The organism is Terrabacter sp. Root181 (assembly GCF_001428505.1).
Taxonomy (GTDB): Bacteria; Actinomycetota; Actinomycetes; order Actinomycetales; family Dermatophilaceae; genus Terrabacter.
Genome location: NZ_LMHU01000005.1, coordinates 319739 through 343141, shown reverse-complemented (window position 1 = coordinate 343141; position 23403 = coordinate 319739). Strand labels below are relative to the sequence as shown.

The following is a 23403-nucleotide window of genomic DNA, read 5'->3' as shown; positions in this document are numbered from 1 at the left end:
GTGGTCATGAGTCTTCGAGGCAGCCTGCGGCGGATGATCCGGCACGAGTCCGAGGAGAGCGGGCCTGATGCCGAGGCGGCCCTGGACGTGGGCCGGTACAAGTACCTCCTCCGCGTCGCGTCGCCCCGGGTGTTCGACGCGGTTCACGCCGAGGTGTTTGCACAGCTTCCGGTCGACACGCGTGACGCGGTCTATCGCCGCCTGTGTCGCGACCTGCCGGAGGAGCACCGACCGACGAGTCCCGACCCAACGGAGCTCGCCCGCGCTGCGGGCTGGGCACAGGACGATGACCCCGCGTACCTGCTGCGAATGTTCCGGCGACCCGGCGACCAGTCCGACGACAAGCCGCACTCGGGCAGCCACATGCAGGGCGCGGACACCACTCTGTATGCCGCGTCCGTGCTCAGCGCCGCTGCGCGAACGGCGGCCGCGTCCCCCGCAGCAGCCGAGACGCTCCTCGGTTTCGACACCTCGCTGGAGGCGGCGCAGGTGAACCCGAACTTCTCTGTCCGTCGATCGGACGGAGGTGTGGACCGCACGCCACCGCCACCTGCGGGCTGGGCGCCCTAGATGGCCGGGGCTCTGGCCTGCACCCGGGACTCATCTCCGACTAGCCTCGACCGCGACGCGTGTTCGTCCAGCACCGACTGCCCAGCGCCATCACCGACCGAGGAGCGCGGATGTCACTCGCACGGATCCACAACTTCTCCATCTCCCTCGACGGCTTCGCCACGGGCGAGCCGCAGTCGCTGGAGGCGCCCTTCGGCCACGCCGGCCAGCGGCTCCACCAGTGGATGATGCGCACCCGGTACTGGGACGCGAGCGGGACCGATGGGGTCGACAATGCCTTCGCCGAGCGCCACGGTCCCGGCATCGGTGCTGAGATCATGGGCTCCAACAAGTTCGGCCCGCCCGGATGGCACGACAACCCGGACTGGAAGGGCTGGTGGGGCCCGAATCCCCCGTTCCACACTCCGGTCTTCGTCCTCACCCACCGCGCGCACCCCTCGATCGAGATGGAGGGCGGCAACGTGTTCCACTTCCTCGAGGCGACCCCGGCCGAGGCGCTCGAGACCGCTCGAGCAGCAGCCGACGGCCAGGACGTGAGGATCGGCGGCGGCGCCACTGTCGTCCGCGACTTCCTCGCCGCCGGCCTCATCGACCACATGCACCTCGTCCAGGTCCCGATCGTGCTCGGTCGCGGCGTACGCCTCTGGGACGGTCTCGAGGGCGTCGAGGACGCCTTCGACGTCGAGGCCGTCTCGTCCCCCACCGGGGTCACCCACCTGACCTTCACGCGCAAGGCCCCGTAGACGTCGTCACCCACGACAGGCCCGCTCGACACACGAGCGGCCTGTCGTGTCCTCTGCAGGTCCGCGGCGAGCCATGACCTGCGCGCCCACGCCCGCCGCGAGCGGCAGTACGCATGGAGTGTCGTAGCGCGCACAGACAGCGGGGTGGGCAGACGGCCATCGTCGAGGTGAAGACCCCGACGACACGGAACCGACGCCCCGAAGGAGGCTCCGATGAACACATCGAGCGAGCACACCGGCGACAAGGCGGACTTCCCGCGGGCTCGTGCTCGGGCAACGGCGACAGCCGCCCTCAGCGTGCTGGTCCTGCTGGCCGGCTGCACGTCTGGCGGCGCGTCGCCGTCGCCGGGCGCACCGACCACGTCAGGTCGGACCTCGGGCCGGGCCACGCTCGAGGCCGAGCAGGACCTCGTCGTCGACGGCCACCACTTCAAGGCCCAGTGCACGGGCCACGGGCCATCGGTGCTGCTCGTGATCGGCTACGGCGGCACCATGGACGACTGGGGAGACGTGCCCACCCGTCTCGGCGCGACGGCACGCACGTGCATGTACGACCGCCTCGGGGTCGGGCGGAGCGACTCCCCGCCGGCGATCCAGACGTTCGAGGACATCGCGGCCGACCTCGACGGCGTCATCACGGCACTACGCCTCCCCCGCCCCGTCGTGCTCGTCGGGCACTCGTTGGGTGGGCCGATCGCCGTCACGTGGGCGGCGCACCACCACACGGACGCCCGGGCACTCGTGCTGCTCGACCCCAGTCCGCCCGGATTCGAGACGGCCATCCCCTCGCTGATGCCGCCTCCGGATCCCGGCGATCCCGAGCTGGCCTCGGTGCTCGCCGCCAACCGCCGCTTCAACGACCCGGCGACCAACCGCGAGAGTCTCGACCCGAGGTCGTGGACGACCTACGACCGGATCGACCGCCTCGACGTGCCGCTCTGGGACGTCGTCGGCGATCAGCGGCCGCAGCTCCCCGCTGCCGTCGATGCCGACAAGTTCGCAGCAGCCTGGACGGTGGGGCAGCGTCGTCTGGCGAGCCTGGCCAGTGGCAGCCACGTCGTCACGGCGACCGGAGCCGACGACGTCGTCTGGCGGTCGCATCCCGACCTGGTCGTCTCCACGGTGACCGACGCGCTGACTCCCTGACCCGCCGCCCAAGCAACACGTCCGTGCCTGCGGCACCTGGAGATTCGGGTCGTCGTCAGCGACTCTCGACGTACCACGTCTCCTGGATGGAGCGGCGCATCGCCAGCCTCTGCCGGGTCTGGGCGACGATGCCGAGCAGGGCCAGGACCACCAGGGTCAGGTACCAGCCCCAGCTGGCCTGGACCGCCTGCGTGAAGTTGCCCTGGGTGAAGTCGGCGGAGTCCATGGCCCCCACCAGCAGCATCAGACCGGCGACCACACTGACCGCTCCGGCGATGGAGCTGACGACCGCAAGCACGATCATCGGCAGGTTCCCCATGACCGAGACGAGACCGAGCACCGCGCCGATCACGATGCCGACGAGGACGGCGACCCAGTTCCAGTCGATACCCAGGGCGACGACGACTCCCGAACCGATCGCAAAACCGAACGCGGCCATGGCGAGAATGACCGCCACCGCGAAGTAGAGATACGCGAGCACCGCGAAGATCAGGGCGCACACGATTCCCGCCACCCAGCCGAGCACGGTACCGAGGAAACGCTCGTCGGCAAGTTCGGCGAAAAGCCCCGCCCCGAAGGCGAATCCGGCGAAGAAACCCCAGATGGGGAGGACGAACCGCAGCACCAGCTGTCCGGCGACGAGCATGAAACCGCCGGCAAGGATGGCGAAGAGGCCCAGCACGATGTCAGCCATGACTCAATGTAGGACCCGCGGCCCTCGCTCCGTACGCGAACACGCCGCACCGGGCCCGCCGAGATCTCGGCGCTGACGGGCGGGCGGTCAGAGACCACCCCTTCGAGGCTGCACCCACGCTGTCGGGCGCCTCTCGAATTGCCGGTGCGTGCCACGTCACCGCACTGCTAGCGTTCCGATGACCGTGAGCTACCGGCAGGAGGTGAGACCCATGTACGCAGTATCCGCACTGGGTGCTCCCCCGCGGTCAGCGATGACGCGAGTGAGGTAGTCGCGACTGGGAGCGCCCAAAAGGCAACTTGTGAAAGGCGATTCCCATGAACACCACACCGACCACCAGCCCGCACGCCGAGGGCACGCCGCTGGCGACCACCGCGAGAGGGCGAGCCCTGGTGCTCGCCGGAGGCGGCGCCGCAGGCAACGCGTGGGAGCTCGGCATCGTCGCCGGCCTCCTGGAGGCCGGGGTCGACCTCACCGAGGCCGACCTCATGATCGGCACGTCGGCAGGGTCGACGGTGGCCGCGCAGATCACCAGCGTGACGTCGCCGACCGAGCTGTATGCCGCCATCCTGGCCGAGGTGCCCCGTCCACCGGCCGGGGGCGCTGGGTCGCCCAGAGGTCGCGCTCCAGGCGTCTCGGGACCGGACTACCTGGCGTGGTCGAACGCCATCATCGACGCATCCGCCGACGCGTCCGACATGCGCCGGAGGATGGGAGCCGCGGCCCTCGAGCGAGATGCATCCGACGACTCCGGCCAGACGTCGCGCTGGCGCGACGTCGTCGCGTCCCGACTCCCCAGCCGGCACTGGCCGCAACGGGCGGTGCTGATCCCGGCCGTGGACGCGTACACCGGGGAGCCCGTCGTCTTCGACCGTCACAGCGGTGTGGACCTGGTCGACGCCGTCGCCGCGAGCACGTCGGCGATGACGCCCTACCGCATCGGCGAGAACCGGTACCTCAACGGCGGCTACCGACGCAGCGAGAACGCCGATCTCGCGGCTGGATGCCGGCGGGTGCTCGTGCTGTCACCCTTCGGCGGTCGGTCGCGGATGCCGCTCGAGTGGCGCATGGACCTCGCGAGCCAGGTCGCCGACCTGCGCGCCGGCGGCAGCAGCGTGGAGACGGTGTTCCCGGACGCCGGCTCGGGTGCCGTCTTCGACGCCAACGCGCTGGACCCGTCGACGCGCCTGCCGGCCGCGCGCGGCGGTCACGAGCAGGGCCGAGCCCTCGCCGAGCGGCTGGCCGAGTTCTGGCGCTGACTCCGACAGCGTCCAGGACCCTGCTCGTCGCGATGGCGTCGAAGAATGTCAGGTGCGGGGTGTCCGATCGGGCCCGCTGCGTTCGTTGCACAGACAGAGCCCGTGCACGCGGGCCACACCGTCTCTTGAGAGGAAGCATCGCCATGACCGACGTTGTCGCAATCATGTCCATGTCGCTCGACGGCTACGTCGCAGGCCCGGACGACGACGTGTCCGAGGTGTTCGACTGGTACGTCGCGTCAGGTGACGTCGAGTTCCACACCGGAGGCTCGGCCCCCATGACGTTCAAGGTGTCCGAGCCGAGCGCCGAGCACCTTCGCGTCCTCACGGCCTCTCTCGGTGCAGTGCTCACCGGTCGACGCACCTTCGAGGTCGCCCAGGGCTGGGGCGGGAACCACGCCTGGGGACCGGCGTTCGTCCTGACCCACGAGATCCCCGCCGGCTGGCCGCGGCCGGACTCGACGGTCCAGTTCGTGACCGACGGCATCGAGAGCGCCGTGCGGCAGGCGAAGTCGGCCGCCGGCGGCAAGTCCGTGGGAGTCCACGGCGCCGACACCATCCAGCAGTGCCTGGCTGCCGGCCTTCTCGACTACCTCCAGATCGACATCGCGGCCGTGCTCCTCGGCTCCGGGGTGCGGCTGTTCGACCACCTCGCCGGGACGCCGACCGTCCTCGGCAACCCGAGCGTCGTCTCGGGGGTCGGCGTGACGCACCTGCGCTACCCGGTGCGCAGGGCGAAGTCCTGACGTCGGCGCCCGGTGATGCGCCACGCACGACGCCGCCGGCTCGCTACTCTCGTCGTACGCGCGAGGAGTCGGCCGTCCGTCGACCTTCGGGTCAGGCCCTGCCGGCGGCTCGCGGAAGGCGTTGCGTGAGGGAGCGGTGAGATGAGCGCAAAGGGCGACAGGTCGATGACCTTCCTGGCGAGCACCGGGGAGGCGGTCACGGCCCTCGAGGAGGCTGCTCGTCGCACGGGGATGCAGCACCTCTCCTCGGACCCTGCGACGGGCATCTTCGTGTTCACCGCCGGGAGGATGGTCCTCGCCTTCGGCGAGAAGGTCACCGCGCGGGTCCGTGAGGTCGCTCCGGGCACCGTGCAGGTCACACTCTCCGCGAACCTGCAGTTCGGCCTGGGGAACGTCGGCCGCAACGGCGCCGGCCGGGATCGGATGGCCGACGCTCTCGCCCAGCTCCTTCCGCCGGCGGCGTAGTCGGGATCGTGCGACCCGGGCGCCCCCTGCCGGATCGCGGCCGTGCGGCGCGTTCGACCCGTGGGCGTCAGTCCGTGTCGCGGGTGTCGAGCTGGCCGGTCTCGGAGAGGTTGAGCGCCACGGAGTGGAGCTTCTCGTTCAGCCGGTTCGACGCCTGACGCAGGGCGTCGAACGCATCCTCCGGGGTGAGCTTGAGCCGCTCCATCAGGATGCCCTTGGCCTGGCCGATGACGTCCCGGGTCAACAGAGCCTGGTGCAGGTTGTCGGCCACCTCCTCCAGGCCGTCTCGTTCGCGGACCGCCCTGGCCGCCATCGAGGCGTGCGCCGCCAGGATGAGCCCGATCTGCTGCGCCTCGTCGCTGAACGCATCCGGCTCATGGCCGTAGGTGTTCAGCGATGCCCCGCCGCTCAGCGCGGACTGGCTCATCGTTGCCAGCCGGTACGAGGCGGCTGACTGCGCCCCCAGCTCGGCCGGACGTGACGAGAGCACGGGCCATCGATTGTCCGGGAATGACTTCGCGTACACGATCGGGGTGTCGATGGCGTCCAGGCACGGTCCCTCGTGCGCGTCGTACTGCGCCTGGTCGACCGACGACGCCGTCACGTCCGTCGTCGAGGCCGTGCGGTAGGCCCCGCGCTCGCTGACCGTGACACTGGCCATCCGGCAACCTGCGACCGTGCTCACTGCCGTCTCGGCGATGCGCAGGAGGATCGCGTCATAGGAGTCCGCCGCGTAGAGGTTCTCGGCGATGACGGCGAACGCCGACGCCAGGCTCGTGGTCGGCGTGGCCTCCGACCGTCGATCTGTCGCATCCTCGCGAGCTCGAGCAGCAGCTTGACGCTCGACCCCAGAATCTTCCCGGTCCTGCTGCGCCCGCACGCGGGCGTCGAGCGCATCGTGCCCCTGCGCGGCTGCCTCGACAGAGTCGCGCAGCAGGCCCAGCTCGGACTCCCTGGCGGCCAGCTCCCGTTCGCGCTGGTCCAGCGCTTGCTCCCGCGCGTCGGCCGTCAGGTCTCGCACGTCGCCGGCCACGTCTCGCGCGTCAGCCAGGTCATCACGGCGGTCGCCGACGAAGTCACGCTTCTCGGCGGCCCATCGGCGCTCCACGTCGAGTGGTTGCACATCCATCAGGTCGCTCCTCTGCGTCTCCCGAGCCCAGCTCCGATGCATGCCCAATCCGGCCACGCACAGTGGAGGTTGTGCTGCGGGCCCGAGCCGCTGGAGGCCCTGCGCCACCTCAACCCTACGTCCATCGAGTCAGCATGGGACCGCCCCGGGGTGACGCGATCAAGAACGTCGGCCAACTGCTCGCCGGTGGGTGTCGCGAAACGCGACGAACCCCGGCGATCGCAGAGATGATGTACGCGCGGTCCTGCCTGCCGGTGCCTACCGTCCACGCAGGCGGACCGGCACCGCAGGCCCGCTGTCCGGATGGGCGATCGACGAGGCAAGGAGCGGACGACATGACTCCAGGGGTCAGGAGGCGACCGCTGGCGGTTGCTGCCGCGGCGCTGTTCTTCGCGCTCCTGGTCGTGCTCCTGGTTCGGGGCGAGCTGCCCCTCGTGGTGCTCATCGCCTATGGCCTGCTCAGCGGGGTGGGGTTCGCGATGTACCGAGCGGACAAGTCCGCAGCCACCCAGGGCAGACGGCGTACGCCGGAGGCCAGGCTGCACACGATCGACGTCCTCGGTGGGTGGCCGGGAGGACTCGTCGCGCGACACCTCTTCCGGCACAAGACGGTCAAGCAGCCGTTCCGCACGATCTTCTGGTGCACCGTCATCGCCAACTGCGCGGCACTCGCGTGGTTCGTGACGGCAGCACCCGCTCTCTTGACCTGACCCTGACCCGGCGCCGCTGACCGACCGGGGACGACCGGCGACGACCGCGACGGCGGCAGGAGCGGCCGGCCGTCCCGAGGGCGGTTGGGGGCGTTCTCCTGTCGGACGGGCCGCGGCGGGAGGATCCTGACCTCATGGGAGAGAGCACGTCCACGAAAAGCCTGGCGATCCCCTTGACGGCGTTCGCCGCCGGTGCGGTCGTCGCGTTGCTCGTCGGCGTGTTCGGCAAGGTGCACGACCCGACACTTGCCGGCACGACGACGTTCGGCTTCCGCACGGTCATCGACATGAAGGTCGTGGTGTCCGTCGTGATCGGGGTGCTGGCCGTCCTCCAGCTCATCGGGGCGCTCTGGCTCTACGGCAAGCTCGGCATCGCGGCGCCGTCATGGCTCGGCACCGCACACCGGATCTCCGGGGCGGTCGCCGTCGTGCTCCTCGTCTTCGTCGCGTACCACTGTCTCTGGGCCCTCGGCCTCGAGTCCGGCACGCTGGCGGACGGCGAGCCCGTGTCCACGAGGACGGTCGTGCACGGTGTGCTCGGCTGCGCCGTCCTCGGGGCGGTCGTCGTCAAGGTGGTGGCGGTGCGATCGAGGCGCGCACCCGGGTGGTTCCTGCCCGTGGCCGGGGGTCTGCTCTTCGCGCTGCTCATCGGCGCCGTGCTGACGTCGGCCGTCTGGTACATCGGGGCCCAGGGCTGGCCCGGCTCAGGTGGCTACTGACTCCCAGCGCCGTGATCGTCACCCCGATGTATGCCGGGTGCTCAGGCCCCGTCCCTCTCCACGGCTCGCGCAGGGGATCGGGACGCACCCGAGCCCGGCCGGAGAGCGTCGCGGCAGTCGAACTCGCCCGTCTGCGCCACCGTGACGGCCACCGACCGGAGCTTCTCGTTCAGCCGCTGGGACGCCCGTCGCAGGGCGTCGAACGCATCCTCCGGGGTGAGCTTCAGCCGCTCCATGAGAATCCCCTTGGCCTGGCCGATGACGTCGCGGGACACGAGCGCCTGGTTCAGCCCCTCGGCCAGATCCTCGAGGTCGCGACGTTCGTGGGCCGCTCCCGCGGCCAGCCCTGCGTGTACGGCGAGGATGAGCCCGATGTTCTGCGCCTCCTCGCTGAACGCATCCGGCTCGATCCCGTACGTGTTCAGCGATCCCCCGGCGCCGTCGGTCCACAGTCTCGGCGCGGCCAGGCGGTAGGAGGCGGCGGACTCGGCGCCGAAGTCGGCCGGTCGTGACGCCAGCGCCGGCCAGCGGGTGTCGGGGAAGGACCGCGCATACACGATGGCCTCGTCCACCGCGTCCAGACAGGGTCCCTGGTGGGCCTCGTACTGCGCCTGGTCGACGGCCGAGGCGGCCGAGGCCGTGGTCGCGGCGGTCTGGAACGTCCCGCCCTCCCGGAGCGTGACGCTGGCCATCTGGCACCCCGCGACGGTGCTCACCGCGGCCCGGGCGATCCGCGACAGGACCTCGTCGAAGGAGTCGGCGGCGTAGAGGTGCTCGGCGACCTCGGCGAACGCCGCGGCCAGCTTGGTCGTCGGCGTGGCCGCGAGCCGTCGCTCAGCGGCCTCGTCCCGGTCGACCGCGGCGGCGTCGCGTGATGCCGCCACCTCCTCGCGGTCCCGGCGTGCCTGTGACCGACTCGCGCGGTCGGCAAGCCTTGAAGCCGCGGATACGACACTGTCACCGGGAGATCCGAGCTCGACCGCACGGGCGTCCAGCTGCCGTTCCCGCTCGTCCAGGAGAACCTGTCGCGCGTCGGCGAGCGCGTCCCTCACGTCCGCGACGGCGTCGCGCTCGGCCGCCAGCTCGTCACGTCGGTCAGCGACGAAGTCGCGCTTCTCGGCAGCCCACTGGCGCTCGTCCTCGACCGATTCCGACGTCATCGCCGTGACTCCTCCCAGACACCAGGCTGCTGCCTCGACTCTACGCGTCGGGGCGAGCGGATCAGGCCGTCACGCGTGAGGTGGTGACCGCGCGCACAGCTCGTGGTGCAGCCGGCAATGGTGGGTGGTCGGCGACTCGGCATTCCCCGGGATGGTGCGGATCAGCGCTGCCCGCGTTTGGGCCGTGACGCCGTCGGGTAGGTCCCGGAGGTCCAGCAACCTGACCGAAGGAGTGCACATGTCGGATGACGAGAAGGTCGCCAAGGACCTCGTGGAGACCCTGAAGGACGGCGAGCGCGGGTTCGCCGCTGCCGCCGAGAAGCTGCGTGACAGCGACCGCGCCGAGTGGGCCACCACCCTGCAGCGCCTGGCCGAGCAGCGTGCCGGCTTCCGCCGCGAGATCGTCGGGATGGGCCACGAGTACGGCGACGACGTCGACGAGAGCGGCTCGGTCGCAGCGTCCCTGCACCGCGGGTGGATCTCGCTCAAGGACGCCCTGACCGGTGACGACGCGGGAAGCGTCCTCGGCGCTGCCGTGACGGGCGAGGACCACGCGGTCTCGGAGTACGAGAAGGCTGAGAAGCACGACCTCAGTGCCGGGTTCCGGGACGTCGTGAGCCGTCAGCGCGTGGCCGTAGTGGCCGCACGCGACGAGGTCAAGGCCCTCCAGCTCGCTGACTGACCAGCACCACGGTCTGTCATGACCCCGCCCAGGGACCACATCCCTCGGCGGGGTCATCCCGTGGCGGTTAGTGTGGCGGCGAAGGCCTGACCCAGGAGGTTTCCATGTCGTACGTCGTCGACTTCGCGGACGTGTCGACCGAGGGGCTCGAGTCGTCGCCGGTCGCAGCGGCGCTGGCGGGCCTGAGGGCCAACGAGGCCCGCTACTTCAGGAACAAGTACTCCCACGTCTTCACCGTCGAGCCCGCCAGTGAGGCGACCGAGGCCGTCGACTGGGTGCACCGCATCCTCAAGGAGGAGCGAGACCTCGTCATCGAGTCCCGACCCCTGGAGGCGACCGCCTTCGAGGTCGAGGGGATCAAGATGGCGTATGTCTTCTACGAGTCCGGCCTGTCGATCAACGTGATGTATGCCCTCGAAGCCGCGGGGAAGCGCGCCGTCGGGTTCAAGCTCTCCGACGGCATGGAGGTCCCCGAGGAGCTCGCGACGCAGTTCAAGTTCGCCCGGCAGAAGTCGAAGCTGGCCGGCACGATCCGCGGTTCCTACTTCATCATCAAGGGCACCTACTGAGCCCGGCCGCTCGCAGCGGCGGGCAGGCGCACAGTGACGCGGAGCCCGCCGGTGGGCCTCGGCGTCAGGGTGAGGCTCCCGTCGTGTGCTCGGGTGATGCTGTCGACGATGGCCAGGCCCAAACCCACGCCTGCGTCGTGGGTGCGGGTGCGTCCGGCGCCCCGCAGGAAGGGCTCGGTGAGCGTGGCGACGAAGGGTGCGCTGAGGCGCTCGCCGGTGTTCTCGACGGTGAGCTGCACGCCGGCCGGGCCGGCGGTGGTCCTGACCCACACGGTGCCGCCCTCGGGCAGGTTGTGGACGATGGCGTTGTGCACGAGGTTCGTCGTGAGCTGCTGCAGGAGCGTCGTCGAGCCGAGGGTCGGGGCGGCATCGCCTGACGCCTCGATGGTGACCCCGCGCTCCTCCGTCAGGGGAAGGAGCGACTCGGCGGCATCCTCCGCGCACAGCGACAGGTCGACGCGTTCGGGCGTGAACGAGCGCTGGTCGGCACGGCTCAGCAGGAGCAGGGCCTCGGTCACCCCGATCGCCCGGGAGTTGACGTCGTACAGGCGGGCGACGAGCTCTGCCTGGTCCCGGTCCGGGTCCTGACGCGCCACGTCGAGCAGGGTCTGGGTGATCGCGAGAGGGGTGCGCAGCTCGTGTGAGGCATTCGCTGCGAACCTCCGCTGCTCGGCGACGTGCGCCTCGAGACGCGCGAGCATCGCGTCGAACGCGTCGGCGAGCTCGCGGAACTCGTCGCTGCGGCCCTCGAGCTGGATCCGGTGCGAGAGCGAGCCGGCCGCGGCGGCGCGGGTGGCCTCGGTGATCCTCGAGAGCGGTGCGAGCATCCGTCCGGCGAGCAGCCATCCGCCGACGAGACCGACGGCGAGCAGGATCACCAGGGCCTGGAAGGCTCGGGGCGCGAAGGCGTCGAGGAGGTCGGAGCGGGTGGGGTTGAAAGGGCCGGGCAGCCCCGGCCCGACGCGGGTCCGGTCGGGCACGTAGCGCAGCAGGAACACCCACACGGTGGCGAGGAGCAGAGTGCCCGCGACCATGAGGAAGCTCGCGTAGCTGAGGGTGAGCTTGAGGCGGACGCTCAGGCCCGGCTTCCTAGCCACCCTCGCCACCCCCGCCGCCGTCGCCGGCGTTGCCCGCGTCGCCGCCCTGACCGTCACCGGGCCCTGCGTCGATGCGGTAGCCGACGCCGGGGACGGTCGCGATGACCCACGGTTCGCCCAGTCGCTTGCGCAGGGCCGAGACCGTGATGCGGACGGCGTTGGTGAAGGGGTCGGCGTTCTCGTCCCACGCGCGGTGGAGGAGCTCCTCGGCGCTGACCACGCCCCCTTCGGCGGCGACGAGCACCTCGAGCACGGCGAACTGCTTGCGGGTCAGTGCGACGTACCTTCCGTCGCGGAAGACCTCGCGGCGGAACGGGTCGAGCCTCAGCCCCGCTATCTCGCGCACCGGGGGCCTGTTGTGGCCGCGCCTGCGGTCGAGCGCCCTGAGGCGCAGCACGAGCTCCCGCAGCTCGAAAGGCTTCGTGAGGTAGTCGTCGGCGCCGAGCTCGAACCCCGACGTCTTGTCCTCGATGCGGTCGGCGGCGGTCAGCATGAGGATCGGCATGCCCGAACCGGACGCCACGATCTGGCTGGCGATCTCGTCGCCGGAGGGCCCCGGGATGTCGCGGTCGAGGACGGCGATGTCGTACGCGTTGAGGCCCAACAGCTCCAGCGCGGTCTCGCCGTCTCCCGCGGTGTCGGCCGCGATCGCCTCCAGCCGCAGGCCGTCCCGGATGGCGCCCGCGAGCAGGGGCTCGTCCTCGACGACCAACACACGCATGAGGCAAGGATAGGGAGCGGACCCATATCGTCCGTGTAAGGAAAACGGCATACGTGCTCGCAACGCCGCCCTGTCTTGACTGGGCGACATGTTCTCTCGGCACCACCCACCGACCCGCCCGCACACCCGAGCGACCCCCGTGGCCGTGCTGGGTACCGTCATCGCGCTCATGGCCGTCCTCAGCGGCTGTTCGCCGGAGGAGGCCTCAGCAGGTGCACCACCGAGCGTCGCGAAGCCTCTCGCACACGCCTCGTCCGAGCGCACCCCTGACAGCGCTTCCCTCCACCCGCCCGGCGAGCGCCCTGGTCGGCTTCCCGACGAACCTCCGGGCCCGGCGCACGGCGCGTCGGGCGTCGCGGACGGTCAGCTCCCCGACGGCGTCGAACCCTTCGACGACACCTACCCCGCCGTGACGAGGCTCGACCCCGCACTGCTCAGCGCCCTGCGCGAGGCGGCCCGGGCCGCCGAGCGCGACGACGTCACCCTCTACGTCAACAGCGGCTGGCGCTCGTCGACCTACCAACAGCAGCTGCTCGACGAGGCCGACACGACGTACGGGACGAGCCACGACGCTGCCCGCTGGGTCGCCAGCGTCGACGCGTCCCCCCACGTGTCGGGGGAGGCGGTCGACGTCGGGGACGCGGACGCCACGACCTGGCTGTCGGAGCACGGGGCGGGCTACGGCCTGTGCCAGGTCTACGCCAACGAGCCCTGGCACTACGAGCTGCGCCCCCACGCGTCAGCGCGCGGCTGCCCGGCCATGTACGCCGACCCGTCGCGGGACCCGAGGATGCAGCAGTGACCCGCCCGCTCGCACGCGCGCGGCCCGCGCGGCCCGCGCGGCCCCTGGTCGCGCTGTTCGCGATCTACCTCGTGCTCCTCGTCTGGACGGTGCTGTGGAAGCTCGACGTCCCCTGGGTCGGCGGAGACACGATGGTCAAGCTCGTGCCGTTCGTGCGCACGGCCGAGGCCGGCCCCAGCGCACCCGTCGAGGTCGTCGTGAACCTCGCGCTCTTCGTCCCCTTCGGCGTCTACGTCGGTCTCGTCGCGCCGGCCCGTCCGTGGTGGCAGGCCGGGCTTGTGATGGCCGGGGCAAGCCTCGCCCTCGAGGTCGCCCAGTACGTCCTGGCCGTCGGGAGGTCGGACACCACCGACGTCATCGCCAACACGGCTGGGGGCCTGCTCGGCCTCGGCCTGCTGGCCCTCGCCCGGCACGGGCTCGCGGCCAGGACGGCCACGGTCATGCTCCGGGTCTGTGCGGTCGTGACGGCGCTCGCCCTGCTCGGCGGAGGGCTGTATGCCGTGTCGCCGTGGCAGCCCGTGCACGTGCGCGACGTCGGCCCGCTGTCCCGGGCCGACCCGCCCGGTGGCCTCTCGGACACCACCCTCCCCAGGGTTCAGCGCCGGTGACGGTCGCGGTTCACGCGAGCGGAAGCTCGACCCGGGAGCCGTCGCCGAGGAGGCAGGCACGCCCGAGCCGGGCGACGTAGAGGCGCGGCACCGCCGACCCGGCGTAGGAGTCGGGCTTGGCGCCCCCGGACGCCTGAACGCGGTGGATCCCCGGCGGCTGGCGCCAGCAGTCCACCGCGTTCCGTCGGTCGGGCCGGCCCCGACCGGTTGTCAGGCGTAGAAGTCGGGCTTGGCGATCATCTCGACCTTGACGACGCCCTCGTCGGTGAGCGCACGGACTCCGGCGTCACAGACGCACGCGGCGGCATACCCGTCCCACGACGTCGACCCCGTGTGCTCGCCGCGGGCCACCGCGCTGATCCACTCCTGCACCTCAGTGACGAACGCACCCCAGAAGCGGTCGTTGTGGTCGCGGGCGATCGCGTTGCGCACCCCGACGCCGTCGCGCACGACGATCGCGTTCTGGTCGCCGAGGCTCACCGTCCCCTTCTCGGCCACGGCCTCGCAGCGGATGTCGTAGCCGAACTGGCAGTTGACGAAGATCTCGTCGTCGACGCGCACGCCCGACTCGGTCTCGAGGACGAGCACGAGCGGGTCCTGCAGGTGCTCGAAGCGCAGCGACGTCTTCTTCGGCTTGTCGACGCGCGCCGAGACGAACTCCTCGCCGAGCAGCCAGCGCATCGTGTCGACCTCGTGGATCGCCGTGTCGTTGATGGCCATGTCCCACGTGTAGTGCTCGGGCACGGTCGGGTTGCGGTGGGCGCAGTGGACCATGAGCGTCTCGCCGAGCTCGCCCGAGTCGAGCAGTGCCTTCATCTCGCGGTAGCTCCGGTCGAAGCGCCGCATGAATCCCACTGTCACCAAACGCCGCCCACCCGCCTGCTCGGCCTCCATGATCCGCAGTGCAGCCTCCGCCGTCGGCGTCAGCGGCTTCTCGCAGAAGACGGGCTTCCCCGCCGCGATCGCGGCGAGCACGTCGACCTCGTGCGCCGGCCCGTAGCTGCAGATCATCACGGCGTCGACCTCGTCGGCGGCGATGAGCTCGGCCGACGACGCGTATGCCGTCCCGTCGATCCGCGACGCCACCTCGGCCGCGCGCGCCGGGTCGACGTCGGAGACGGCGACGACTCGCCCGTCCGCGATGACGGTGTGGATGCGGTCGATGTGCGCCTGGCCCATCCCGCCGGGGCCGATCATGCCGATGCGTACGGTCATTGGTGTGACTCCTTCGTCAACGAGTGCAGGGGCTCAGCGGAGGCCGAGGCCGATGGAGGCGAGGTACTCGCGGGTCTGGATGGCGTTGGGCAGCGGCACGGACGGGTCGCACGGGTACATGTCCTGCTCGCACACGACATAGAGCTCCTTGTCGAGGTCGGCCAGGGCCTCGACGAAGGCCGGCATGTCCGGCGCCCCGGCGGGCGGCGCGACCGAGCAGCCCTTGGCGACGGCCAGCCCGAAGGGCCAGTCCTCGTCGTGGGCCTGCTTGACCAGACCCTCGTCCATCGCCTTGATGTGGACGTAGGAGATGCGCTCGGGGTACGTGCGGCACAGCTCCATCGGGTCTCCGCCGCCGTAGACGATGTGACCGGTGTCGAGGCAGAAGCCGACGTAGTCGGGGTCGGTCGCCTGGAAGACGCGGTCGATGTCGTCCGGGGTCTCGATGTGGCTGTCGCCGTGCGGGTGCAGCACCATCTGGAGCCCGTAGTCCTCCTTCATGATGCGACCGAGCTTGTCCGCGTTGGAGATGTAGGCGTTCCACGCCTCTGTCGACAGCACGCGGTCGTCCGTGTAGTCCCACGTCTTCTCGTCGCGGAACATCGGAGGCAGGTGCACGATGTACGTCGCCCCGACCGCAGCGTGGGTCTCGGCGATCTCGCGGAAGGTCTTCTCCGTGTCGGCCCAGGCCTCGGGCTTGTGCAGGATGCCCCAGCCGGTGCCGGCGACGACCGTGAATCCGCGCTTGTCCATCTCCTCCTGGAGCCGCTTCGGGTCCTTGGGGAAGTATCCGAACGGCCCGGTCTCCATCACGGAGAAGCCGGCCTCGGCCATCTCGTCGAGCGCGGTCTCCCAGTGGATCTGCTTCTCGTCCTCGGGGAACCAGACGCCCCACTGGTCAGGACAGACACCGATCGTCAGCTTGCTGTAGCGGTCGTCGGTGTTGCGGGCCTTGGACTCGGCCATGGTCAGTCGTTCCTCTCGAAAAGTGTTGCGGGTCAGTCGTTCTGGGGGAAGCCCAGGTTGAGGCCGCCGTGGCTCGGGTCGAGCCAGCGCGAGGTGACGACCTTGCCGCGGGTGAAGAAGTGGACGCCCTCCATGCCGTGGGCGTGGGTGTCGCCGAAGAGCGAGTTCTTCCACCCGCCGAAGGAGTAGTACGACACCGGCACCGGGATCGGCACGTTGACGCCGACCATGCCGACCTCGACGTTGCGCTGGAACTTGCGGGCCGCCCCGCCGTCGTTGGTGAAGATGGCCGTCCCGTTGCCGTAGGGGTTGCTGTTGATGAGCTTCAGGCCCTCGTCGTAGGACCCGACGCGCACGACCGACAGCACGGGGCCGAAGATCTCGTCGTCGTAGAGCGACATGCCGGGCTTGACGTGGTCGAAGAGGGTCGGCGCGAGGAAGTAGCCCTCGCCGTCGGAGTCGTAGGAGTCCTGCCGTCCGTCGACGACGAGCGTCGCGCCCTCCGACACCCCGGCGTCGAGGTAGGACGTCACCTTGTCGCGGTGCTGCGACGTGACGAGCGGACCCATGTCGCAGCCGCGCGTGCCGTCACCCGTGACGAGCTTGCCCATGCGGTCCTTGATCTTCGAGATCAGCTCGTCCGCGATGGGTTCGACCGCGACGAGCGCCGAGATCGCCATGCACCGCTCCCCCGCCGAGCCGAAGCCGGCGTTGACCGCGGCGTCCGCGGCGAGGTCGAGGTCTGCGTCCGGCAGCACGAGCATGTGGTTCTTGGCGCCGCCGAGGGCCTGGACGCGCTTGCCGTGCGCGGTGCCCGTCTCGTAGACGTACTTGGCGATCGGCGTCGAGCCGACGAACGACACCGACTTGACGTCGGGGTGGGTCAGCAGCGCGTCGACGGCCTCCTTGTCCCCGTTGACGACCTGCATGACGCCGTCGGGCAGCCCGGCCTCCTTCCAGAGCGCCGCGACCGCGATCGCGGCCGACGGGTCCTTCTCGGACGGCTTGAGGATGACGGCGTTGCCGCACGCGATGGCGATGGGGATGAACCACATCGGCACCATCGCCGGGAAGTTGAACGGCGAGATGACCGCGACGACCCCGAACGGCTGGCGGATCGAGTAGACGTCGACGTTCGTCGAGGCGTTCTCCGAGAAGCCACCGCGCAGCAGGTGCGGGATGCCGCAGGCGAACTCGGCGACCTCGAGGCCGCGCGTCACCTCGCCGAGGGCGTCGGAGAGCACCTTGCCGTGCTCGGCCGTGATGAGCGCCGCGACGTCCTCCTTGCGCTCGTTGAGCAGCTCGCGGAAGGCGAAGAGCACGCCCGATCGCTTGGCGAGCGAGGCGTCGGCCCACTCCTCCCAGGCGGACGCGGCGGACTTGACGACCTCGTCGACGAGTGAGGCAGAGGCCAGGTCGAGCACGCCCGACTGCTCTCCCGTCGCGGGGTTGAAGACGGGCGAGGTGCGCTCGGCGGTGCCGGTCCACGACTGGCCGTCGACGAGGTGGGTGATGCGGGTGGGCGTGCTCATGGCGGTGTCCTTCGGGTTCGGAGCAAGAGGCTGAGGGGGTGTATGCGTGTGGTCGGCTCGAGTGGGAACGGCTGGGATCCGCTGGGATCCGCAGGGATCCGCAGGGATCCGCTGGGCTCAGGGCGAGATGAGCGTGGGCGGCGTCGACCACTTGTCGAGGTAGGAGCGGATGGTGTCGCGCATGTAGGTGCTCGACTCGCGGGCGCGGTCCTCCCAGGCGAAGACGCACGAGGTGACGATGCCGTCGAAGCCGATGCGTTCGAGCCCGCTGAAGAACTGGCCGAAGTCGACCTCGCCCTGACCGATGTCGAGGTGCTGGTGCACCGTGACCTGCGAGCCGGGCGGGTTGACGATGTAGCGCAGCCCCGACGACGCGGTGTGGTCGTAGGCGTCGGCGACGTGGACCATCGTCAGCAGGTCACCCGCCTTGTCCATGATCCCGTCGCAGTCGTTGCCCTGGTGGAAGGTGTGCGGCGCGCAGTAGAGGAACGACACGTTCGGGCTGTTGATGCCGCGGATGACGTCGAGGGCGCGCTTGCCGTCCTCCTCCCAGTCGTCGGGGTGCGGCTCGAGCACGAGCCGGATCCCCTCCTGCTCGAAGACGGGCAGCAGCTCCTCCATCGACTGCCAGAACATCCGCTCGCAGACGGCCGCCTCGCGGGGGTTGCCGTTGAGCTCGGAGTTCATCGTGTCGACGCCGAGGTCGCTCGCGATCTGGATCGACCGCTTCCAGTAGCGCACCGCCGCCTGCCGATCCTCCTCGTCGGGTCCGCTCCACCTGAAGAGCGGCAGGAGCGACGAGACGCCGACCCCGGCCGAGGCCAGCGCCGTGCGGAAGGCAGCGACCCCGGCGTCGTCGACGCGGGGATGGTTGAAGAACGGGATGAAGTCGTCGCGCGGCGAGAGCTCGATCCACTCGTAGCCGAGGTCGGCCACGAGAGAGGGCAGCTCGAGCAGCGGCGTCTCACGGAACATGTAGGGGTCGAGGGCGAGCTTCATGACGCGGACTCCGGGTCAGAGGGGTGGGTCGGGGTGATGAGCGGACGCTGGGTGGCCTTGTGGTCGACGTACTCGCCGTGGGCCCGCTGCGTCGAGTCGAGGTCGCTGACCGCGGAGACCGGCACGTCCCACCACGACGCGCTGTCGGGTGCGTGGACGAGCGGGTCGGTCTCGACGTGGATGACGACCGGGCCGCCGTCCGCGGGAGCGGCCTTGGCCTCCTTGATCGCCTGGTGCAGCTCGCCCAGCGAGTGCACCTCGATGACGTGCGCGCCGAGCGATCGTGCGTTGGCGGCGAGGTCGACGGGCAGCACGTCGCCGTCGAGCCGGCCCGACGACTCCCCGCGGAAGCGGTAGCTCGTGCCGAAGCGCTGTGAGCCGAGCGACTCCGACAGCGAGCCGATCGAGTGGAAGCCGTGGTTCTGGACGAGCACGACGATGACCTTGATGCGCTCCTGCACGGCCGTGACGAGCTCGGTCGGCATCATGAGGTAACCACCGTCGCCGACCATGGCGAAGACGTCACGCGACGCGTCGGCCAGACGGATGCCGAGCGATGCCGGCACCTCGTAGCCCATGCAGGAGTAGCCGTACTCGACGTGGTAGGCCTTGCGGTCGCGCACCCGCCACAGCTTGTGGATGTCGCCCGGCATGGAGCCGGCCGCGCAGAGCACGACGTCGCGGGGGTCGGTCAGCTCGTTGACGGCGCCGAGGACCTGGCCCTGGGTCAGCAGCCCGTCGGCGAGCCGGTCGGTGACCTCGGGGCCCGGGTGGAAGGCCGACTCGACCGAGGCGTCCCACTCGGACCACAGCGCGGCCTGGCGCGAGCGGTACGCGTCGTCGACGGCATACCCGTCCAGTGCCTCCGTCAGCGCGACGAGGGCCTCCCGGGCATCGGCCACGACGGACAGACCCGAGTGCTTGCCGGCGTCGAAGCGCGCGACGTTGATGTTGACGAAGCGGACTCCCTTGTCCTGGAAGGCCGTCCGCGAGGCGGTGGTGAAGTCGCTCCAGCGGGTGCCGATGCCGATGACGACGTCTGCCTCGGCGGCAAGCGCGTTGGCAGCGGTCGTCCCCGTCGAGCCGACGGCGCCCATCTCCTGCGGGTGGCCGTGCGGCAGCGAGCCCTTGCCGGCCTGCGACTCCCCGACCGGGATGCCCGTGGCCTCGCAGAACGCCTGCAACGCGGACTCGGCGCCGCTGTAGTGCACGCCGCCACCGGCGACGACGAGCGGCCGCTCCGCCGAGCGGATGACCGCGGCTGCGTCGGCGACGTCGACGGCCTCGGGCAGCGGGCGGGCCACTCGCCACACGCGCGTCGCGAAGAGCTCGACCGGCCAGTCGTGCGCCTCGGCCTGCACGTCCTGCGGCAGCGAGATCGTCACGGCGCCCGTCTCGACAGGGTCGGTGAGCACCCGCATCGCGCCGAGCAGGGCCGACGGCAGCTGCTCGGGACGGCTGACCCGGTCGAAGAACTTCGACAGCGGGCGGAAGGCGTCGTTGACCGTCACGTCGGCGGCATACGGCAGCTCGAGCTCCTGGAGCACCGGGGAGGACACGCGCGTCGCGAAGGTGCCGGACGGCAGCAGCAGCACGGGGATCCGGTTGATCGTCGCCAGCGCGGCACCGGTCAGCATGTTCGTCGATCCGGGCCCGACGGACGCCGTGCAGACCCATGTCTGGAGGCGGTCCTTCTGGCGCGCGTAGGCGACGGACGTGTGGACCATCGCCTGCTCGTTGCGGGCCAGCACGTAGGGAAGGTGCTCCTCGCCGTCCGCGAGCTCGTTCTGCAGCAGCGCCTGCCCCATGCCGGCGACGTTGCCGTGGCCGAAGATGCCGAAGCAGCCGGCGAAGAGCTTCTGCCGCTCGCCGTCGCGCTCGCTCCACTGGTTGGCGAGGAAGCGCACCACGGCCTGGGCCACGGTGAGGCGCACGGTGGTGCCGCCCACCACGGTCTGGGTGTCGCTCGTCATCGAGGGCCTCCAAGCGGGAGTCGGGGGTCGACCGGCTGGTCGGACCACGTGTCGCGGACCCAGCCGTGTGCGGGGTCGTCGCAGATGAGCCAGGCCCGCTCGGCGCCGGGGCCGGCCATGACGTTGAGGTAGTAGAGGTCGTAGCCGGGCGCGGCCATCGCGGGGCCGTGCCAGCCGTGCGGCACGAGGACGACATCACCCGAGCCGACCTCGGCGAGCACGTCGATGGGACGGTCGTCGGTGCCGTAGACCCGCTGGTAGCCGACGGGGCTCGCGCCCGCGGCCTCGGGCGCGCCGGCGGAGGGAGCGACCTCGAAGTAGTAGATCTCCTCGAGCTCGGTCTCGACGCCCGGGCGCTCCTGATCGTGCTTGTGCGGCGGGTAGGAGCTCCAGTTGCCGCCCGGCGTGACGACCTCGCACGCGATGATCGAGTCGGCGTCGAGCACGCCGGGGATCCCGAAGTTGCGGACCTCCCGCGACGCGACGCCGGCGCCGCGCAGCTCGACCGGCACGGCCGCGACGTCCACGTGGCGGAACGGCGGCGCGTGCTGCTCCGCCGCGCGGGCGCCGCACACCGCGACGCGGGCCGGGCCGCCCTCGGCGGTCACCGTGAGCTCGCAGTCGCGCGAGGCGTAGGCCACGTCGGTCGGGCCCGCGAAGACGGACTCCCGTCCCGCCAGGTGCGCCTCGTGCGTCCCGCCGTCGGCGTCGACCGCCGTCACGGTGACCGAGCCGGCCAGCGGCACGACGACGTGCTCCCACTCGTCCGCCGCGACGGTGCGGCTCTGGCCCGGGACGAGGTCGGCGGCATACAGCCGGGTGTGTGACCACCCGTCGACGGCGTCGTCGATCGCGACCGACCACTCCGTCGTGCGGGCGCTCCCGAGGGGGCGCACCCAGCGCTCGTTGTCGCTCACGCCGAGACCCCGCTCCCGTGGACGAGTCCCGCGGCGATGTCGACGGCGGCCGCGACGTCGCCGTCGGGCGGGAAGAGCAGGGCGCGTCCGACGACGAGACCGCGCACGGCGGGCAGGTCGAGCGCGTGGCCCCATGACGCATACGTGTCCTGCGGGTCGCCCTGGGGGTCGCCGCCGAGCAGCAGCGTCGGCAGGGTCGTCGCGTCCATGACGCGGTCGAGCTCGTCGACGACGGGCAGCTTGAGCCACGTGTAGGCGCTCGAGGCACCGAGGCCCGCGGCGATGTGGATCGACTTGATCGTCGAGTCGGGGTCGAGCTGGTTGACGACCCGGCCCCCCTCACGGGTCGAGAGGAACGGCTCGACCATCGCCATGACGCGGTGCTCGGCGAGCGCGGTGACGGCGTCGGCGCTCGCCTCGAGCGTCGCGACGGTGCCGGGGTCGTCGAGGCAGATGCGCGTCAGCATCTTGCCGCCGTCGATGCCGCGCGCCGCGATCTCGTCCGCCGTGTAGGCGGTGAAGCGGTCGTCGAGCTCGAAGCTGGCGCCCTGGAGGCCGCCGCGGTTCATCGAGCCGATCGCGACCTTGTCGTCGAGGGCGCCGAGCAGGAGCAGGTCGTCGAGGACGTCCGGCGTGCCGAGCACGCCGTCGACGCCGGGTCGCTGGAGGGCGGTGACGAGGCGCTCGAGCAGGTCGCTGCGGCTCGCCATCGCGGCACCGGCGCCGCGGACGCCGAGGGCGCCGCGTGCCGGGTGGTCGGCGGCGACGAGGAGCATCCGGCCGTCCTCGCGGACGAGCGGGCGGCGGCGGCGCGCGGCCCACGCGGCGGCGATGCGCCCGGGCTCGCGCACCCGGATCTCGGTCAGGTCGGCGACGCGAACGGACGCGGTGGACGCGGTGGACGCGGTGGACGCGGTGGACGCGGTGGGCGCGGCGGGCTCGTGCTGGGTGGTGGTCATCGTGCCTCCTCGGCGACGGTGGCGAACGGTGCGGCGGGCCGGTCGAAGGAGGACAGGCGCTCCTCGACCTCGGCGGAGGTCGGCATCGCGGTGGAGCACTCGAGCTTGCTCGCGACGATCGCACCGGCGACGTTGGCGAACTCGAGGACGCGCCGCAGGTCCCAGCCCTCGAGCAGGCCGTGGCAGAGCGCGCCGCCGAAGGCGTCGCCCGCCCCGAGGCCGTTGACGACGTCGACGGGGTAGGGCGGCACCTCGACGCGCTCGTCGCGGGTCGCGGCGAGCACGCCCTTCGGGCCCTGCTTGACGACGGCGAGCTCGACGCCGCGCTCGAGCAGCGCGTCGGCCGCCCGCTGGGGGTCGGTCTCGCCGACGGCGACCTCGCACTCCTCGCGGTTGCCGACGGCCACGGTCACGTGGGCCAGGGCGCGGCCGACCTGCTCGCTCGCCTCGGCCGGCTCGGCCCAGAACATGGGGCGGTAGTCGAGGTCGAGCACGGTGTGGGCGCGGCGGCCGCGTGCCTGCCAGGCCCGGAAGTGGGCGGCCCGGCTCGGCTCCTGGGACAGCCCGGTGACGGTGGCCCAGTAGACGCCCGCGTCGCGGATCGCGCCGAGCGGCAGCTCGTCGGCCTCGATCAAGAGGTCGGGCGCGATCGGGTAGCGGTAGAAGTAGAGCGGGAAGTCGTCGGGCGGGAAGACCTCGCAGAAGGTGACCGGCGTCGGCGGACCGGGGACGGCGGAGACGAAGGCGTCGTCGACGCCGAAGTCGCGCAGCGCCTCGTGGATGTAGCGGCCGAACGCGTCCTGACCCGTCCGCGTCACGAGCGCGGTCCGGTGCCCGTGGCGGGAGGCCGCGACGGCGACGTTGGTCGCGCTGCCGCCGAGGAACTTCTCGAACGTCCGCACCTTCTCGAGCCCGACCCCGTGCTGGAGCGGGTAGATGTCGACGCCGGTGCGCCCGATCGCGACGACGTCGTATGCCGTGTCGCCGGCTGCGGGGGTCGTGGTGCCCATCGCGTCCACGTC

26 protein-coding genes are annotated in these 23403 nt (G+C 71.1%); 12 read left to right on the top strand and 14 right to left on the bottom strand.

Translation table 11 applies throughout. The annotated features are described in order from the left end of the window. Positions 1–6 precede the first annotated feature (6 nt). From ASD90_RS10520 to ASD90_RS10510, 3 genes are all read left to right on the top strand, one after another. Entirely contained in the window at positions 7–570 is a 564-nt protein-coding gene (locus ASD90_RS10520) for a hypothetical protein (RefSeq protein WP_157623150.1), read from the top strand. A gap of 110 nt (positions 571–680) precedes the next feature. Then, positions 681–1313: a dihydrofolate reductase family protein gene (locus ASD90_RS10515; RefSeq protein ID WP_056756388.1), complete on the top strand. Its 633-nt coding sequence runs from the start codon at positions 681–683 to the stop codon at positions 1311–1313. Between the two features lie 213 nt (positions 1314–1526). Continuing rightward, entirely contained in the window at positions 1527–2459 is a 933-nt protein-coding gene (locus ASD90_RS10510) for an alpha/beta fold hydrolase (protein ID WP_056755566.1), read from the top strand. Positions 2460–2514: 55 nt separating this feature from the next. On the opposite strand, the gene ASD90_RS10505 is transcribed toward ASD90_RS10510, so the two are convergent. Beyond that, positions 2515–3153 (bottom strand): hypothetical protein, encoded by a 639-nt coding sequence (locus ASD90_RS10505; protein WP_056755563.1) that lies wholly within the window; start codon positions 3151–3153, stop codon positions 2515–2517. Between the two features lie 317 nt (positions 3154–3470). Here ASD90_RS10505 and ASD90_RS10500 point away from each other — a divergent pair, with 317 nt between their 5' ends. The 3 genes from ASD90_RS10500 (at position 3471) to ASD90_RS10490 (ending at position 5623) form a co-directional block, all read left to right on the top strand. Then, positions 3471–4412 carry a patatin-like phospholipase family protein gene (locus tag ASD90_RS10500; protein WP_056755561.1) on the top strand — a complete coding sequence of 314 codons (942 nt, stop codon included), beginning with the start codon at positions 3471–3473 and terminating at the stop codon, positions 4410–4412. A gap of 143 nt (positions 4413–4555) precedes the next feature. Then, positions 4556–5158, top strand: a complete 603-nt coding sequence (locus ASD90_RS10495; protein ID WP_056755558.1) for a dihydrofolate reductase family protein — start codon at positions 4556–4558, stop codon at positions 5156–5158. Positions 5159–5299: 141 nt separating this feature from the next. Then, complete coding sequence (locus ASD90_RS10490; protein WP_157610671.1) at positions 5300–5623, top strand: hypothetical protein; 324 nt, start codon at positions 5300–5302, stop codon at positions 5621–5623. 67 nt (positions 5624–5690) lie between these two features. On the opposite strand, the gene ASD90_RS10485 is transcribed toward ASD90_RS10490, so the two are convergent. Continuing rightward, the gene (locus tag ASD90_RS10485) at positions 5691–6794 is read right to left on the bottom strand and encodes an ANTAR domain-containing protein (RefSeq protein ID WP_056755552.1); all 1104 of its coding nucleotides are present in this window, start codon (positions 6792–6794) and stop codon (positions 5691–5693) included. Positions 6795–7087: 293 nt separating this feature from the next. Here ASD90_RS10485 and ASD90_RS10480 point away from each other — a divergent pair, with 293 nt between their 5' ends. Both ASD90_RS10480 and ASD90_RS10475 read left to right on the top strand, forming a co-directional pair. Further along, the gene (locus ASD90_RS10480) at positions 7088–7462 is read left to right on the top strand and encodes a DUF1294 domain-containing protein (protein ID WP_056755550.1); all 375 of its coding nucleotides are present in this window, start codon (positions 7088–7090) and stop codon (positions 7460–7462) included. 134 nt (positions 7463–7596) lie between these two features. Then, complete coding sequence (locus ASD90_RS10475; RefSeq protein ID WP_056755547.1) at positions 7597–8181, top strand: DUF6529 family protein; 585 nt, start codon at positions 7597–7599, stop codon at positions 8179–8181. 41 nt (positions 8182–8222) lie between these two features. Here the strand turns inward: ASD90_RS10475 and ASD90_RS10470 are convergent, their stop codons facing one another. Then, positions 8223–9341: an ANTAR domain-containing protein gene (locus ASD90_RS10470; protein ID WP_056755544.1), complete on the bottom strand. Its 1119-nt coding sequence runs from the start codon at positions 9339–9341 to the stop codon at positions 8223–8225. A 238-nt stretch (positions 9342–9579) separates the two neighbouring features. Here ASD90_RS10470 and ASD90_RS10465 point away from each other — a divergent pair, with 238 nt between their 5' ends. Continuing rightward, a complete protein-coding gene (locus ASD90_RS10465; RefSeq protein WP_056755542.1) occupies positions 9580–10023 on the top strand; it encodes a PA2169 family four-helix-bundle protein in 444 nt (147 codons plus the stop codon). Between the two features lie 104 nt (positions 10024–10127). After that, positions 10128–10592: a hypothetical protein gene (locus ASD90_RS10460; protein ID WP_056755539.1), complete on the top strand. Its 465-nt coding sequence runs from the start codon at positions 10128–10130 to the stop codon at positions 10590–10592. Here the strand turns inward: ASD90_RS10460 and ASD90_RS10455 are convergent. Together ASD90_RS10455 and ASD90_RS10450 are read right to left on the bottom strand one after the other, a co-directional pair. After that, entirely contained in the window at positions 10586–11689 is a 1104-nt protein-coding gene (locus tag ASD90_RS10455; protein WP_056756385.1) for a HAMP domain-containing sensor histidine kinase, read from the bottom strand. The two genes, ASD90_RS10460 and ASD90_RS10455, sit on opposite strands and share 7 nt — an antisense overlap. After that, on the bottom strand, positions 11682–12410 hold the full coding sequence (locus ASD90_RS10450) for a response regulator transcription factor (protein ID WP_056755537.1): 729 nt from the start codon (positions 12408–12410) through the stop codon (positions 11682–11684). The genes ASD90_RS10455 and ASD90_RS10450 overlap by 8 nt, the downstream gene beginning before the upstream one ends. Before the next feature lie 88 nt (positions 12411–12498). Between ASD90_RS10450 and ASD90_RS10445 the strand changes: the two genes are divergently transcribed. Further along, a complete protein-coding gene (locus ASD90_RS10445; RefSeq protein WP_235506545.1) occupies positions 12499–13212 on the top strand; it encodes a M15 family metallopeptidase in 714 nt (237 codons plus the stop codon). Continuing rightward, the gene (locus ASD90_RS10440) at positions 13209–13820 is read left to right on the top strand and encodes a VanZ family protein (protein ID WP_082588629.1); all 612 of its coding nucleotides are present in this window, start codon (positions 13209–13211) and stop codon (positions 13818–13820) included. The genes ASD90_RS10445 and ASD90_RS10440 overlap by 4 nt, the downstream gene beginning before the upstream one ends. A gap of 10 nt (positions 13821–13830) precedes the next feature. Here the strand turns inward: ASD90_RS10440 and ASD90_RS23515 are convergent, their stop codons facing one another. From ASD90_RS23515 to iolC, 9 genes are all read right to left on the bottom strand, one after another. After that, positions 13831–13995: a hypothetical protein gene (locus ASD90_RS23515; RefSeq protein WP_157610668.1), complete on the bottom strand. Its 165-nt coding sequence runs from the start codon at positions 13993–13995 to the stop codon at positions 13831–13833. Between the two features lie 35 nt (positions 13996–14030). Then, a complete protein-coding gene (locus ASD90_RS10435) occupies positions 14031–15035 on the bottom strand; it encodes a Gfo/Idh/MocA family protein (protein WP_056755530.1) in 1005 nt (334 codons plus the stop codon). Between the two features lie 33 nt (positions 15036–15068). Continuing rightward, complete coding sequence (locus tag ASD90_RS10430; RefSeq protein WP_056755527.1) at positions 15069–16001, bottom strand: TIM barrel protein; 933 nt, start codon at positions 15999–16001, stop codon at positions 15069–15071. 32 nt (positions 16002–16033) lie between these two features. Beyond that, complete coding sequence (locus tag ASD90_RS10425; protein WP_056755525.1) at positions 16034–17533, bottom strand: CoA-acylating methylmalonate-semialdehyde dehydrogenase; 1500 nt, start codon at positions 17531–17533, stop codon at positions 16034–16036. 117 nt (positions 17534–17650) lie between these two features. Continuing rightward, positions 17651–18532, bottom strand: coding sequence for a sugar phosphate isomerase/epimerase (locus ASD90_RS10420; protein WP_056755522.1), 882 nt, complete (start codon positions 18530–18532; stop codon positions 17651–17653). Next, positions 18529–20505: a 3D-(3,5/4)-trihydroxycyclohexane-1,2-dione acylhydrolase (decyclizing) gene (iolD, locus tag ASD90_RS10415; RefSeq protein WP_056755520.1), complete on the bottom strand. Its 1977-nt coding sequence runs from the start codon at positions 20503–20505 to the stop codon at positions 18529–18531. Before iolD ends, ASD90_RS10420 begins: the two co-directional genes overlap by 4 nt. Beyond that, on the bottom strand, positions 20502–21422 hold the full coding sequence (iolB, locus tag ASD90_RS10410; protein ID WP_056755516.1) for a 5-deoxy-glucuronate isomerase: 921 nt from the start codon (positions 21420–21422) through the stop codon (positions 20502–20504). The genes iolD and iolB overlap by 4 nt, the downstream gene beginning before the upstream one ends. Next, positions 21419–22381, bottom strand: coding sequence for a deoxyribose-phosphate aldolase (locus ASD90_RS10405; RefSeq protein ID WP_235506543.1), 963 nt, complete (start codon positions 22379–22381; stop codon positions 21419–21421). Before ASD90_RS10405 ends, iolB begins: the two co-directional genes overlap by 4 nt. Then, on the bottom strand, positions 22378–23391 hold the full coding sequence (gene iolC / locus ASD90_RS10400) for a 5-dehydro-2-deoxygluconokinase (protein ID WP_056756379.1): 1014 nt from the start codon (positions 23389–23391) through the stop codon (positions 22378–22380). Before iolC ends, ASD90_RS10405 begins: the two co-directional genes overlap by 4 nt. Between the last annotated feature and the right edge of the window lie 12 nt (positions 23392–23403).